The sequence below is a fragment of the Streptomyces radicis genome (genome assembly GCF_003626575.1).
GTDB lineage: Bacteria > Actinomycetota > Actinomycetes > Streptomycetales > Streptomycetaceae > Streptomyces > Streptomyces radicis.
Window position 1 is genome coordinate 1 of record NZ_RBDY01000017.1, and the last position, 12,456, is coordinate 12,456.

General features: G+C 71.5%; 15 protein-coding genes and 3 tRNA genes. 15 read left to right on the forward strand and 3 right to left on the reverse strand.

Annotated elements, in window-relative coordinates:
- From D7318_RS20540 to D7318_RS20565, 6 genes are all read left to right on the forward strand, one after another.
- A partial coding sequence (locus D7318_RS20540; RefSeq protein WP_183091532.1) for a GTP-binding protein occupies positions 1-277 on the forward strand: 277 nt, incomplete at its 5' end.
- A gap of 77 nt (positions 278-354) precedes the next feature.
- On the forward strand, positions 355-1,137 hold the full coding sequence (locus D7318_RS20545; protein WP_120698711.1) for a fumarylacetoacetate hydrolase family protein: 783 nt from the start codon (positions 355-357) through the stop codon (positions 1,135-1,137).
- Positions 1,130-2,614, forward strand: a complete 1,485-nt coding sequence (gene gltX / locus D7318_RS20550; protein ID WP_120698599.1) for a glutamate--tRNA ligase — start codon at positions 1,130-1,132, stop codon at positions 2,612-2,614. Before D7318_RS20545 ends, gltX begins: the two co-directional genes overlap by 8 nt.
- A gap of 151 nt (positions 2,615-2,765) precedes the next feature.
- Positions 2,766-2,837, forward strand: a tRNA-Gln gene (locus tag D7318_RS20555).
- 21 nt (positions 2,838-2,858) lie between these two features.
- Positions 2,859-2,931 (forward strand) — tRNA-Glu (locus D7318_RS20560).
- A 25-nt stretch (positions 2,932-2,956) separates the two neighbouring features.
- A tRNA-Glu gene (locus D7318_RS20565) sits at positions 2,957-3,029 on the forward strand.
- A gap of 91 nt (positions 3,030-3,120) precedes the next feature.
- On the opposite strand, the gene D7318_RS20570 is transcribed toward D7318_RS20565, so the two are convergent.
- The gene (locus D7318_RS20570) at positions 3,121-3,768 is read right to left on the reverse strand and encodes a MerR family transcriptional regulator (protein ID WP_120698600.1); all 648 of its coding nucleotides are present in this window, start codon (positions 3,766-3,768) and stop codon (positions 3,121-3,123) included.
- A gap of 83 nt (positions 3,769-3,851) precedes the next feature.
- Here D7318_RS20570 and D7318_RS20575 point away from each other — a divergent pair, with 83 nt between their 5' ends.
- Positions 3,852-4,379, forward strand: a complete 528-nt coding sequence (locus D7318_RS20575; RefSeq protein ID WP_230423933.1) for a DUF4188 domain-containing protein — start codon at positions 3,852-3,854, stop codon at positions 4,377-4,379.
- On the opposite strand, the gene D7318_RS20580 is transcribed toward D7318_RS20575, so the two are convergent.
- Positions 4,363-5,091 carry an IclR family transcriptional regulator gene (locus D7318_RS20580; RefSeq protein WP_120698601.1) on the reverse strand — a complete coding sequence of 243 codons (729 nt, stop codon included), beginning with the start codon at positions 5,089-5,091 and terminating at the stop codon, positions 4,363-4,365. The two genes, D7318_RS20575 and D7318_RS20580, sit on opposite strands and share 17 nt — an antisense overlap.
- A gap of 157 nt (positions 5,092-5,248) precedes the next feature.
- On the opposite strand from D7318_RS20580, the gene leuC reads away from it, so the two are divergent.
- The 5 genes from leuC (at position 5,249) to D7318_RS20605 (ending at position 8,661) form a co-directional block, all read left to right on the forward strand.
- Entirely contained in the window at positions 5,249-6,673 is a 1,425-nt protein-coding gene (gene leuC, locus D7318_RS20585) for a 3-isopropylmalate dehydratase large subunit (RefSeq protein WP_120698602.1), read from the forward strand.
- A gap of 3 nt (positions 6,674-6,676) precedes the next feature.
- Positions 6,677-7,273 (forward strand): 3-isopropylmalate dehydratase small subunit, encoded by a 597-nt coding sequence (leuD, locus tag D7318_RS20590; protein ID WP_120698603.1) that lies wholly within the window; start codon positions 6,677-6,679, stop codon positions 7,271-7,273.
- A gap of 124 nt (positions 7,274-7,397) precedes the next feature.
- Positions 7,398-7,652 carry an SCO5555 family protein gene (locus D7318_RS20595; RefSeq protein ID WP_113689853.1) on the forward strand — a complete coding sequence of 85 codons (255 nt, stop codon included), beginning with the start codon at positions 7,398-7,400 and terminating at the stop codon, positions 7,650-7,652.
- A gap of 125 nt (positions 7,653-7,777) precedes the next feature.
- Positions 7,778-8,359, forward strand: a complete 582-nt coding sequence (locus D7318_RS20600; RefSeq protein ID WP_120698604.1) for an HU family DNA-binding protein — start codon at positions 7,778-7,780, stop codon at positions 8,357-8,359.
- A 98-nt stretch (positions 8,360-8,457) separates the two neighbouring features.
- Entirely contained in the window at positions 8,458-8,661 is a 204-nt protein-coding gene (locus tag D7318_RS20605; RefSeq protein ID WP_120698605.1) for a hypothetical protein, read from the forward strand.
- Here D7318_RS20605 and cofC read toward each other — a convergent pair.
- On the reverse strand, positions 8,633-9,289 hold the full coding sequence (gene cofC, locus D7318_RS20610; protein ID WP_120698606.1) for a 2-phospho-L-lactate guanylyltransferase: 657 nt from the start codon (positions 9,287-9,289) through the stop codon (positions 8,633-8,635). The two genes, D7318_RS20605 and cofC, sit on opposite strands and share 29 nt — an antisense overlap.
- Positions 9,290-9,515: 226 nt before the next feature.
- Between cofC and D7318_RS20615 the strand changes: the two genes are divergently transcribed.
- The 3 genes from D7318_RS20615 to D7318_RS20625 are packed head-to-tail and all read left to right on the forward strand — an operon-like array spanning position 9,516 to position 12,455.
- Positions 9,516-10,280, forward strand: coding sequence for a lysophospholipid acyltransferase family protein (locus D7318_RS20615; RefSeq protein ID WP_120698607.1), 765 nt, complete (start codon positions 9,516-9,518; stop codon positions 10,278-10,280).
- Complete coding sequence (locus tag D7318_RS20620; protein WP_120698608.1) at positions 10,277-11,278, forward strand: NAD(P)H-dependent glycerol-3-phosphate dehydrogenase; 1,002 nt, start codon at positions 10,277-10,279, stop codon at positions 11,276-11,278. The genes D7318_RS20615 and D7318_RS20620 overlap by 4 nt, the downstream gene beginning before the upstream one ends.
- A 34-nt stretch (positions 11,279-11,312) precedes the next feature.
- On the forward strand, positions 11,313-12,455 hold the full coding sequence (locus D7318_RS20625) for a D-alanine--D-alanine ligase family protein (RefSeq protein WP_120698609.1): 1,143 nt from the start codon (positions 11,313-11,315) through the stop codon (positions 12,453-12,455).
- Position 12,456: the final 1 nt, after the last annotated feature.

The window sequence follows — 12,456 nt, forward strand, 5'->3', positions numbered from 1 at the left end:
GGTCCGTGGTGCCATCGGTGCTGTCGTGCTGGTGGACACGCGGCGTCTGGCGGACTGTTTTCCGGCGGTGGACTACTTCGAGAACAGCGGTCTGCCGTTCGTGATCGCGCTCAACGGCTTCGACGGCCACCAGCCGTACTCGCCCGAGGAGGTGCGCGAGGCGTTGCAGATCGGGCCCGACGCCCCGATCATCACGACCGACGCGCGCCAGCGCCAGGAGGCCAAGAGCACCCTGATCACCCTGGTCGAGCACGCCCTGATGGCCCGCCTGCGCTGAGCCCTCCGCGAACGGCCTTCCGGACCCGGCACCGCCCGGATTCCGGAAGGCCACGCTCATACGCCTAGGCTGTGGCCGTGCGCATCGCCAGATTCTCCATCGACGGGACCGTCGGCTTCGGCGTGCTCGAAGCCGCGCCGTCCGAGGGCGAGGAGCCCGTCCTCGACATCATCAGGGGCCACCCCTTCGCCGAGTTCGAGCGCTCGGGCCGCCGCGTCCCGCTGAGCAAGGTGCGGCTGCTGCCGCCCGTGCTGCCGAGCAAGGTCGTGGCCATCGGCCGGAACTACACCGAGCACGCCAGGGAGCTGGGCAACGAAGTCCCCGACGTCCCCGTGACGTTCTTCAAGCCCTCCACCTCCGTGATCGGCCAGGGCGACGACATCGTCTACCCCAGGATCTCGTCGGACGTCCACCACGAGGCCGAGCTGGCCGTCGTCATCGGCCGCCTGTGCCGCGACGTGCCACGCGAGCGGGCGCGCGAGGTCATCCTCGGCTACACGTGCGCCAACGACGTGACCGCGCGCGACGTCCAGCGCCGCGAGGGCCAGTGGGCGCGCGCCAAGGGGTTCGACACCTCGTGCCCGCTCGGCCCCTGGATCGAGACCGACCTCGACCCCTCGGACCTCGCCATCATGTGCACGGTCAACGGCGAGCAGCGGCAGCTCGGCCGCACCGGCGAGATGGTGCGCTCCGTGGAGGACCTGATCGTGCACATCACCGAGTCGATGACACTGCTGCCCCAGGACGTCATCCTCACGGGCACCCCGGCGGGCGTCGGCCCGCTGCACGTCGGCGACCGGGTCGCCGTCACCATCGAAGGCATCGGCACTCTCACCAACAAGGTAGTCAAGCGTGACTAGCCCCTCTCCCGTCCGCGTCCGTTTCTGCCCCTCGCCGACCGGCAACCCCCATGTCGGCCTGGTGCGCACCGCCCTGTTCAACTGGGCGTACGCCCGCCACCACGGCGGCACCATGGTCTTCCGCATCGAGGACACCGATGTGGCCCGCGACTCCGAGGAGTCCTACCAGGCGCTGCTCGACTCCATGCGCTGGCTCGGCCTGAGCTGGGACGAGGGCCCTGAGGTCGGCGGGCCGTTCGCGCCGTACCGGCAGTCGCTGCGGACGGACATCTACGCCGACGTCGCCGCGAGGCTGCTCGCGGCGGGCCACGCGTACCGGTGCTACTGCACCCAGGAGGAGCTCGAGGCCGCAAGGGAGGCCGCCAGGCGGTCCGGACGCCCGTCGGGGTACGCGGGCACCTGCCGCACGCTGTCGGAGGCGCAGATCGCCGCGCACGAGGCCGAGGGGCGGACGTTCGTCGTCCGCTTCCGGATGCCGGACGAGCCGATCGCGTTCACCGATCTGGTGCGCGGCGAGCTGACGTTCGCGCCGGAGAACGTTCCCGACTACGGCATCGTCCGCTCCACGGGAGCGCCGCTCTACACCCTGGTGAACCCGGTCGACGACGCGCTGATGGGCATCACGCACGTGCTGCGCGGCGAGGACCTGCTCTCCTCGACGCCCCGCCAGATCGCCCTCTACCGCGCGCTCGCCGACATCGGCGTCGGCGACGGCGCGGTCCCGGCGTTCGGTCATCTGCCGTATGTGCTGGGCGAGGGCACCAAGAAGCTCTCCAAGCGCGACCCCGAGTCCTCGCTCAACCTGTACCGCGAGCGCGGCTTCCTGCCCGAGGGCCTGCTCAACTACCTTGCGCTGCTCGGCTGGTCGATCGCCGAGGACCGGGACATCTTCTCGCTCGACGAGATGGTCGAGGCGTTCGACATCGCCGCGGTCAACGCCAACCCCGCGCGCTTCGACCTCAAGAAGGCCGAGGCGATCAACGCCACCCACATCCGCGAGCGGCTGTCCGTCGACGCGTTCGTCGAGGCGTGCCAGCCCTGGCTGCGCGCCCCGCACGCGCCCTGGAAGCCGGAGGCGTACGACCCGGCGGCCTTCGCGGCGCTCGCGCCGCTGGCCCAGACGCGGGTCACGGTGCTCTCCGACATCACGGACAACGTCGACTTCCTGTTCCTCGACGAGCCCGTCGACGACGAGGCGTCCTGGAACAAGGCGATGAAGCCGGGCGCCGAGGCGCTGCTCGCCACCGCGCGGGCCGGGCTCGCGGACGTGGCGGAGTGGGCGGCGGAGCCGCTGAAGGCGGCGGTGCTCGCGGCGGGCGAGGCGCACGGCCTGAAGCTCGGCAAGGCCCAGGCCCCCGTCCGGGTCGCCGTGACGGGCCGCACGGTGGGCCTGCCGCTCTTCGAGTCCCTGGAAGTCCTGGGCCGGGAACGCACCTTGTCCCGCGTCGACGCGGCGCTTGCGCGGCTGGGGGCGTGAGGACGGCCCGGCGGCCCGGCGCGGATCTCGTTTTGGGGCACCGTTCTCGATCGGGTATTGTTTGGCCCGTCGCCGAGGCGGGACACCGGAGAGCCACTCCGAGCCGCCGGGTGATCACCTGAGCGATACCCCTCCTGGGGTTGCGTTTTGGTGGGGTATGGTGTAATTGGCAGCACGACTGATTCTGGTTCAGTTAGTCTAGGTTCGAGTCCTGGTACCCCAGCACGGTCTTTCAGTAGATCGAGCCCCCGTTGTGTAGCGGCCTAGCACGCTGCCCTCTCAAGGCAGTAGCGCCGGTTCGAATCCGGTCGGGGGTACGGATCCACAAGTGGATCTTGGCAAGCCCCCGTTGTGTAGCGGCCTAGCACGCTGCCCTCTCAAGGCAGTAGCGCCGGTTCGAATCCGGTCGGGGGTACACGATCGGACGCAGGTCAGCAGGGCCCCCGCCTCGGCGAGGGGCCCTTTGCCATGGGGGCGTCGGGCGCTCTCGCCCTCAGTCCCCGGCCTCAGTCCCCGGCCTCCGCGTCGATCCTGAACACCCGGCCCGCCTCGTTCGCCTGGGCCAGCCGCCGGAGGTTGAGCAGGACCGGCTCGTACAGCACGGTGAGCGCCACGGCCGCCTCGAGCTGTGTCGTGGACGCCTCGAACTCGTCGATCACCGCGAGCTCGTGCTCGGCGATGTCCGCGGCGACCCGGCCGTAGGGCATCACATCCTCGACCGAGGCCGGGTAGCCGAGCCGCACGAGCGCCGCGAGCGCGGCCACCAGCGCCTGGTGCGCGGGATTCCCGGGGACGGCCCGCCACCCCAGGCGGCGCTGGACCTCGTCGGCCGTCTCCCTCGCCCTGGCGGTCGCGTGGTCGTCATCGTCCGGCGCGGGGCCGTGCGGCAGGGCCGTGACCACCTCGCCGAGCCGGTCGAACTGGCCTGCCGACTCGTCGTCGACGGCCGCGAGCACGCGCCGCGCGGTGGCCACGGGGACGCGGCCGACCTGTACCAACGCCCGTACCAGGCGCAGTCTCCTCAGGTGCTCCTCGTCGTACTCGGCCTGGGTGGCGCTCACGCGCGCGCCCGCGGGCAGCAGCCCCTCCCGCAGGTAGTACTTGATCGTCGCGGGTGAGACGCCGCTGCGCCTGCTCAGCTCCGCCAGCCGCATGGTCGGCCGACCCCCTTGCGTTTGTCATTGGAGAGTGGCACTATCCAATCATGGATAGCGGCACTATCCAAGGTGAAGTGCCCATGGACGCACGGAGGTCGACAGTGGCGGCGAAGATCATCGAGGGGCGGATGACGGCGGCGTGGGACCGGGAGGTGACCGTCTTCCTGATCGGCATGCGGTTGAACAGCTTTGTGAGGATCCGGCAGTGGTGGCCGGTCTTCACGGCGATGCCGCGGATGCTGCGCGAGCAGTCGCGGGACGAGGACAGCGGGATGCTGGGATACCGGCTGCTGTGGGGAGGGCCCAGGCTGGCGTACCTCGTGCAGTACTGGTCGTCCCCCGAGGCGTTGCACGCGTACGCCTCGGCCTCCGACAAGGCGCACAGTCCCGCGTGGGCCGCTTTCAACCGCCGGGTGCGGGAGGGCGGCAGAGCGGTGGGGACCTGGCACGAGACCTATGTGGTCCCCGCGGGGGCGCACGAGGCGGTCTACACGAACATGCCGGCGTTCGGCCTGGCCGCGGCCACCGAGGTGGTGCCGGTGGGGCGCAGGGGCGAGCGCGCCGCCGACCGGCTCGCGAAGCGCCCCGGGGTCAGCCGTTCCGCTTGAGGGCCTCGGTGAGGCGCGCGGCGGCGTCGAGCAGCGCCTGGGCGTGCATCCGGCCCGGGTGGCGCGTGAGCCGCTCGATCGGCCCGGAGACGGAGACGGCGGCCACCACGCGGTTGGACGGGCCGCGCACGGGGGCCGAGACGGAGGCCACGCCCGGCTCGCGCTCGCCGATCGACTGGGCCCAGCCGCGCCGCCTGACGCCCGAGAGCGCGGTGGCGGTGAAGCGGGCGCCCTGGAGGCCGTGGTGCAGCCGCTCGGGCTCCTCCCAGGCCAGCAGGATCTGGGCGGCCGACCCGGCCTTCATCGGCAGCGTCGAGCCCACCGGCACGGTGTCCCGCAGCCCCGAGAGCCGCTCCGCGGCGGCCACGCAGATCCTCATGTCCCCCTGGCGCCGGTAGAGCTGGGCGCTCTCGCCCGTCACGTCGCGTAGCTGGGTGAGCACGGGACCCGCCGCGGCCAGCAGGCGGTCCTCGCCCGCCGCGGCGGCCAGCTCGGCCAGGCGCGGCCCCAGCACGAACCTCCCCTGCATGTCCCGGGCCAGCAGCCGGTGGTACTCGAGCGCCACCGCCATGCGGTGCGCCGTGGGCCGCGCCAGGCCTGTCGCCCCGACCAGCCCGGCCAGCGTGGCCGGCCCTGACTCCAGAGCCCCCAGTACCAGGGCCGCCTTGTCGAGTACCCCCACGCCACTGGAGTCGCCGCTAGAGTTGTCCATGCAACGATATTCGCGTCTCACACTGTGAAACGCAAGTTCAATGTGGTGGGGAAGCCGTCAGGCTGGGTCACGGGTCCGCGCGCGGCCCGGCCACCGTCCGGTGCGAGGGGAGCGGATGGCGGCCACATCACCAGCGGCGAAGCCGGAAGGAAATGCGATGGGACGGACACTGGCGGAGAAAGTCTGGGACGACCATGTCGTCCGGCGGGCCGAGGGCGAGCCCGATCTGCTGTACATCGATCTCCACCTGGTGCACGAGGTGACCAGTCCGCAGGCGTTCGACGGGCTGCGCAAGAGCGGGCGCACCGTGCGGCGCACGGACCTCACCATCGCCACCGAGGACCACAACACCCCGACGCTGGACATCGACAAGCCGATCGCCGACCCCGTCTCGCGCACGCAGTTGGAGACCCTGCGAAAGAACTGCGCGGAGTTCGGCGTCCGGCTGCACTCCCTCGGCGACGACGAGCAGGGCGTGGTGCACGTGGTGGGCCCGCAGCTCGGCCTGACCCAGCCGGGCACCACCGTGGTCTGCGGGGACAGCCACACCTCGACCCACGGGGCGTTCGGCGCGCTGGCGTTCGGCATCGGCACCAGCCAGGTCGAGCACGTGCTGGCCACCCAGACGCTGCCCATGGCGCCGTTCCGCACGATGGCGGTCACGGTGCTCGGCGAGCTGCCCGACGGCGTCACGGCCAAGGACCTGATCCTGGCGATCATCGCGCGGATCGGCACCGGCGGCGGCCAGGGCTATGTGATCGAATACCGCGGCGAGGCCGTCGAGAAGCTCTCGATGGAGGCCCGGATGACCATGTGCAACATGTCGATCGAGGCCGGTGCCCGGGCCGGGATGGTCGCCCCTGACGAGACGACGTTCGCGTATCTGAAGGGCCGCCCGCACGCCCCTGAGGGCGCGGAGTGGGACGAGGCCGTGGCGTACTGGAGGACGCTGCGCACCGACGACGACGCCGTCTTCGACCACGAGGTGGTCATCGACGCCGCCGAGCTCGCGCCGTTCGTCACGTGGGGCACCAACCCAGGCCAGGGCGCGCCGCTGTCCGCCGCGGTGCCCGACCCCGCGTCGTACGCCGACCCGAGCGAGCGGCTCGCCGCCGAGAAGGCCCTGGAGTACATGGGTCTGGAGCCGGGGCGCAGGCTGCGCGACATCGCGATCGACACCGTCTTCGTCGGCTCGTGCACCAACGGCCGGATCGAGGACCTGCGCTCGGCCGCCGCCGTGCTCGACGGCCGCCGCGTCGCCGACGGCGTGCGGATGCTCGTGGTGCCGGGCTCGGTCCGCGTCGCGCTCCAGGCGGTGGCCGAGGGCCTGGACAAGGTGTTCACCGCCGCGGGCGCCGAGTGGCGTCACGCGGGCTGCTCGATGTGTCTCGGGATGAACCCCGACCAGCTCTCCCCCGGGGAGCGCTGCGCGTCCACGTCCAACCGCAACTTCGAGGGCAGGCAGGGCAAGGGCGGCCGCACGCACCTGGTCTCGCCTCAGGTCGCCGCCGCGAGCGCGGTCACCGGCCGCCTCGCGTCCCCGGCCGACCTGGCCGCCGTTCCGACCCCCGCGGAGGTCTGAGTCATGGAAGCCTTCACCACGCACACGGGGCGGGCCGTTCCGCTGCGCCGCTCCAACGTCGACACCGACCAGATCATCCCGGCCCACTGGCTCAAGAAGGTCACCAGGGACGGCTTCGAGGACGGCCTGTTCGAGGCGTGGCGCAAGGACCCGGAGTTCGCGCTCAACCGCCCCGCGCACCGCGGCGCCACCGTGCTGATCGCGGGCCCCGACTTCGGCACCGGCTCATCCCGCGAGCACGCCGTGTGGGCCTTGCAGAACTACGGCTTCAAGGCCGTCATCTCCCCGCGCTTCGCCGACATCTTCCGCGGCAACTCCCTGAAGAACGGCCTGCTGACCGTCATGCTCCCGCAGGAGACGGTCGAGGAGCTGTGGCAGCGCGTCGAGGCCGACCCCGATGTCGAGATCACGGTCGACCTCGTCGCGCGCGAAGTCCGCGCCGAGGACGTCACGGCGCCCTTCGAGCTCGACGAGAACGCCCGCTGGCGACTGCTCGAAGGACTCGACGACATCAGCATCACCCTCAAGAACGAGGACGCGATCGCGGAGTTCGAGACGCGTCGCCCGACCCACAAGCCCCTTACGACACAGGTCAGTTGACCCTCTGTCATCAGATGCCCCCACCGGCTCGCCGGTGGGGGCATCTGTGCTGACACCCCATCACGACACGGGCGTTGGGGGGCTTAGGGGGCGATACCAGTCCCAAGGTGGCACAATCGGCCGCATGGAACGCGACGGTCAACTCGAACTCTACGACCGCGTGGCCGCTCGACTGAGGGACGCGCACCGGACGGTGCGAGCCCTGCAAGTGCCTGAGGACGTACGGCAGGCCCTCACCCGGAAGCTGCTGATCATCACCGCGGCCACCAAGCACGACCTGCCTGGCGCCGCCCGCCGTCTGGACCGGCTGATGGAGGACGTTGACGCGGGGCGGCTGCCGGTCGGGGGCCAGAGCGGCGACCGTGACGGATCTCCGTGATGGTCGAGTTCGTTGCGACACAAGGGTGATTCGCCCGTTTCGCGTTTGATTTGCGGAATATATCTGCCTAACGTGCGAAAAAGCTTGAACACATTCGTTCCAGCAAGGTCTGCGAAGGGGAAGACGTGAACAAGGCGCAACTCGTAGAAGCGATTGCCGACAAGGTCGGCGGCCGTCAGCAGGCGGCGGACGCCGTCGATATCGTGCTCGACGCCATCATCCGCGCGGTGGTCGCGGGGGAGCGGGTCTCGGTGACCGGCTTCGGCTCGTTCGAGAAGGTGGACCGGCCGGCTCGCTACGCGCGGAACCCCCAGACCGGCGAGCGGGTGCGGGTCAGGAAGACCTCCGTGCCCCGCTTCCGCGCCGGTCAGGGCTTCAAGGACCTGGTCGCGGGCACCAAGAAGCTGCCGAAGAACGACGTGGCGGTGAAGAAGGCCCCCAAGGGCAGCCTTTCGGGCGGCACGACCACCAAGAAGGCCACCACCAAGAAGGCGGCGGCGAAGAAGACGACCGCCAAGAAGGCCACGGCGAAGAAGGCGACCGCGAAGAAGGCGCCGGCGAAGAAGGCCACGGCCAAGAAGTCGTCGGCCAAGAAGGCCACCGCGAAGAAGGCCCCGGCCAAGAAGGCCACCGCCAAGAAGGCCCCTGCCAAGCGGGCGCCGTCCCGCACGACCACCGCCAAGAAGGCCACGTCTCGCCGCAGGTGACCAGGTCATCGAGCGGGCCGGACTCCTCACCAGGAGCCCGGCCCGCGGTCGTTCCCGCTCCCGTCCCGCCGTTGCCCGTCGGCCGCTAGGCTCGCCGCATGCAGGCCACCGCGTTCACCTTCGACCCCCGCACCCGCTCCGGCAGCGTTCTGCTGGACGACGGAACTCCCCTGGACTTCGGCGCGGGCGCGTTCGACGCCGGCGGCCTGCGGCTGCTGCGCCCAGGCCAGCGCGTCCGCATCGAGGTCGCCGGCGACGGCGACTCCCGCCGCGTCACCTTCCTGACGCTGCAAACGCTGTGAGCGGCCTGGCGCTCACGGCCGTTCGCGGCCCCACCCCGAGCGCCAGCGCCTCCCGCAGATCGTCCCCCGTGTCCACGTCGCGCCGCACGCTGTCCACGTCGCGCGGCGTCAGCTCCACCGCCCCCGAGGCGAGATGCCGCGCGCGCGAGGCCCCGCCGAACGCCGGGGCGAGCGCGGTCCCCGGCGCCGCGGCGAGCAGCGTGGTCCCCACGCCCGCCGCGTCCGCGAGGAACGAACGCGCGTGCCCGTCCGCATCCCCCAGCACCCGGGCGAGTTCGGCGGGGCGCAGCGCGGGCAGGTCGGCGTTGAGCGCCGCCACCGCGGCGCGGGGGACGCGCCCCCGCACCGCCTCGGCCCCGTGTGCGAGCGCGGCGTTCAGGCCCTGCCCCGGGGAGTCGGGCACGATCCGCGCGCCCAGCAGCGCCAGTCGGTCCGCGGCGAGCGCGTCATCGGTCACCACGACCACCTCGCGCACCGCCGCGCACGCGAGCGCCGCTGCCACGGTGTCCTCGGCGAAGGCCAGCGCGAGAGAGGGCCGCAGGGCGTCCCCCGCCACCGCGGCGAGGCGGCTCTTGGCGCGCCCCAGCGGCTTCACGGGCACGATCAGCGACCATCCGGAGTCACGCATCGGGCCATTCTCCCGTCCTCGCTCGTCGGTTCCGCCGCGGCCGCGCGGCCGATCCGCACGCCATCTCCGGCCGTCCGGTGCCGCCGCGGACGCCGCGCATTAGGGTGCAAAGGGACCACGCAGGCGGCGAGACCCTCCGCTGGACAGCCCCGCGCCCCACGGCAACACTTGTGCGGCTGTCGGCAGCACAGGGCGCCGGAGCAGTGCAAGAGGAGATGGTGTCCGAGTGGCTCGCCGCAGAATCGGCTTCTGGTACCGATTGGCCGCAATTCTGGTAAAACCGCCGCTGCTGGTGTTCTTCCGGCGAGACTGGCGGGGAATGGGGCATATTCCCGCCGAGGGGGGATTCATCACCGCGGTGAATCACAACTCGTATCTCGACCCGCTGTCGTACGCGCACTTCCAGTACAACACCGGACGCGTCCCGAGATTCCTCGCCAAGGTCAGCCTGTTCAACGACGGGGCCGTGGGCCGCTTCATGCGCGGGACCGGCCAGATCCCCGTCTACCGCAACACCACCGACGCCGCCGACGCCTTCCGCGCCGCCGTGGACGCCGTGCACCGCGGCGAGTGTGTGGCGTTCTACCCCGAGGGCACCCTCACCCGCGACCCCGAGCTGTGGCCCATGGAGGGCAAGACCGGCGCCGCCAGGGTGGCGCTTCTCACGCGCGCCCCGGTGATCCCGGTGGCCCAGTGGGGCGCGCACGAGGCGATGCCGCCCTACGCCCGCCGGAAGAGGATCAGGCTGCTGCCCCGCAAGACGCTGACCGTGGTCGCCGGACCGCCCGTCGACCTCGGTGAGTTCTACGACAGGGAGCCCACCCCCGAGCTCCTGCGCGACGTCACGGTGGTGATCATGGACGCCATCACCGAGCTGCTGGCCGAGGTGCGGCGCGAACGCCCGCCGCTGGAGCGCTATGTTCACCGGAGCGCGTCGCCCGAGCGGCGCGGACAGGAAAGCAGCGCGCCCGAGGAGGAGAGAGCGGAGTGACACGTGTCGCCGTCTACGGAACCGGCTCATGGGGGACCACCTTCGCCATGGTCCTCGCCGACGCAGGCTGCGATGTGATGCTCTGGGCCCGGCGCCCCGGGATCGCCGAGGCCGTCAACACCACGCACGTCAACCCCGACTACCTGCCCGGTGTCACGCTCCCGCCCGCCGTCCGGGCGACCACCGACCCCGCCGAGGCGGCGCGCGGCGCGGAGTTCACCGTGCTCGCGGTGCCCTCCCAGACGCTGCGCGACAATCTGGGCGGCTGGGTACCGCTGCTGCCGGACGACACCGTGCTTGTCTCCCTGATGAAGGGCATCGAGCTGGGCACGGCCAAGCGCATGAGCGAGGTCATCGAGGAGGTCGCGGGCGTCGGCCCCGACCGCGTCGCGGTCCTCTCTGGACCCAACCTCGCCCCCGAGGTCGCCGAACGCCAGCCCGCCGCCTCCGTGGTGGCGTGCGCCGACGAGTCGGTGGCCCAGCGGCTCCAGGCGGCCTGCCACACCGCGTACTTCCGCCCGTACACCAACACCGACGTGGTGGGCTGCGAGCTCGGCGGCGCCGTGAAGAACGTCATCGCGCTCGCCGTCGGCATCGCCGACGGCATGGGGCTCGGCGACAACACCAAGGCGTCGCTCATCACCCGCGGCCTGGCCGAGACCACCCGCCTCGGGCTCGCGATGGGCGCCGACGCGCAGACGTTCGCGGGCCTGGCAGGGATGGGCGACCTGGTCGCCACGTGCAGCTCCCCGCTGTCCCGCAACAACACGTTCGGCACCAACCTCGGCCGCGGCATGACCCTCGAGGAGACCATCGCGGTCACGCGCCAGACCGCCGAGGGCGTCAAGTCCTGCCGCTCCGTGCTCGATCTGGCGCGCCGTCACGACGTCGACATGCCGCTGACGGAGACCGTGGTCGGCATCGTGCACGGCGGACTGCCGCCCCGCGTGGCGGTCAAGGAACTGATGGCGCGAACCGCCAAGGCGGAGCACCGCTGACTGCGGCCACTACGTTAGGTAGCCTCAGGGGGTTATGAGCACCGAGCCCACTTCTCAGCGCCCCAAGCCCCGTGTCGCCGTCGTCTTCGGCGGCCGCAGCTCCGAGCACGCCGTCTCCGTGGTCACCGCCGGAGCCGTGCTGCGCGCCATCGACCGGACCCGTTACGACGTGCTCCCGATCGGCATCACCGCCGACGGCCGCTGGGCGCTGACGGCGGACGACCCGGAGCGCATGGTGTTCACGGAACGTCAGCTCCCCAGCGTCGCGCAGATCGCCGAGCCCGGCACCGGCGCGGTGGTGCTCCCGGTCGAGCCTGGGCGCAGCGACGTCGTCTACGCCGAGGTGGGCTCCGTGCCCAAGGACCTGGGCGAGGTGGACGTCGTCCTGCCGCTGCTGCACGGCCCGTACGGCGAGGACGGCACCCTCCAGGGGCTGCTCGAGCTGTCGGGGGTGCCCTATGCGGGCTCGGGCGTGCTGTCGTCGGCGATCGGCATGGACAAGGAGTACATGAAGCGGGTCTTCAGCTCCTTCAACCTGCCGGTGGGCCCCTATCTCGCGATCCGCCCCCGCGAGTGGGAGCGGGACGCGGCCGCCGCCCGCGCGCGCGTCCTGGACTTCGCGCGCGAAGTGGGCTGGCCCCTCTTCGTGAAGCCCGCGAGGGCCGGCTCCTCCATGGGCATCTCGCGCGTCACGGGCCCCGATGGCCTGGACGCCGCGATCGAGGAGGCCAGGGACCTCGACCCCAAGGTCATCGTGGAGGCGCAGCTCAGCGGGCGCGAGATCGAGTGCGGCGTCCTGGAGTTCGACGACGGGCCGCGCGCCAGCGTTCCCGCCGAGATCCCCCCGGTCTCCGCCCACGACTTCTACGACTTCGAGGCCAAGTACATCGACTCGGCCGAGGGCATCGTCCCCGCGCCGCTCACCGAGGAGCAGACCGAACGCGTCAGGACGCTGGCCGTCCTGGCGTTCGAGGCCGCGTCGTGCGAGGGCCTGGTGCGCGCGGACTTCTTCCTCCAGGACGACGGCGAGTTCGTCATCAACGAGATCAACACCATGCCGGGCTTCACGCCCATCTCGATGTTCCCGCGCATGTGGGAGGCGAGCGGCGTGAGCTATCCCGAGTTGGTCGACCGCCTCCTCCAGGCCGCCCTGCGCCGTTCCACCGGGCTGCGCTGAC

What these genes read in the sequence shown, in the direction of transcription:
- cofC (WP_120698606.1), bottom strand. Translation starts at nt 9,289, where the DNA reads ATGCGTGACTCCGGATGGTCGCTGATCGTGCCCGTGAAGCCGCTGGGG.
- D7318_RS20595 (WP_113689853.1), top strand. Translation starts at nt 7,398, where the DNA reads ATGGAACGCGACGGTCAACTCGAACTCTACGACCGCGTGGCCGCTCGA.
- D7318_RS20575 (WP_230423933.1), top strand. Translation starts at nt 3,852, where the DNA reads ATGGACGCACGGAGGTCGACAGTGGCGGCGAAGATCATCGAGGGGCGG.
- leuC (WP_120698602.1), top strand. Translation starts at nt 5,249, where the DNA reads ATGGGACGGACACTGGCGGAGAAAGTCTGGGACGACCATGTCGTCCGG.
- D7318_RS20570 (WP_120698600.1), bottom strand. Translation starts at nt 3,768, where the DNA reads ATGCGGCTGGCGGAGCTGAGCAGGCGCAGCGGCGTCTCACCCGCGACG.
- D7318_RS20625 (WP_120698609.1), top strand. Translation starts at nt 11,313, where the DNA reads ATGAGCACCGAGCCCACTTCTCAGCGCCCCAAGCCCCGTGTCGCCGTC.
- D7318_RS20580 (WP_120698601.1), bottom strand. Translation starts at nt 5,091, where the DNA reads ATGGACAACTCTAGCGGCGACTCCAGTGGCGTGGGGGTACTCGACAAG.
- D7318_RS20605 (WP_120698605.1), top strand. Translation starts at nt 8,458, where the DNA reads ATGCAGGCCACCGCGTTCACCTTCGACCCCCGCACCCGCTCCGGCAGC.
- leuD (WP_120698603.1), top strand. Translation starts at nt 6,677, where the DNA reads ATGGAAGCCTTCACCACGCACACGGGGCGGGCCGTTCCGCTGCGCCGC.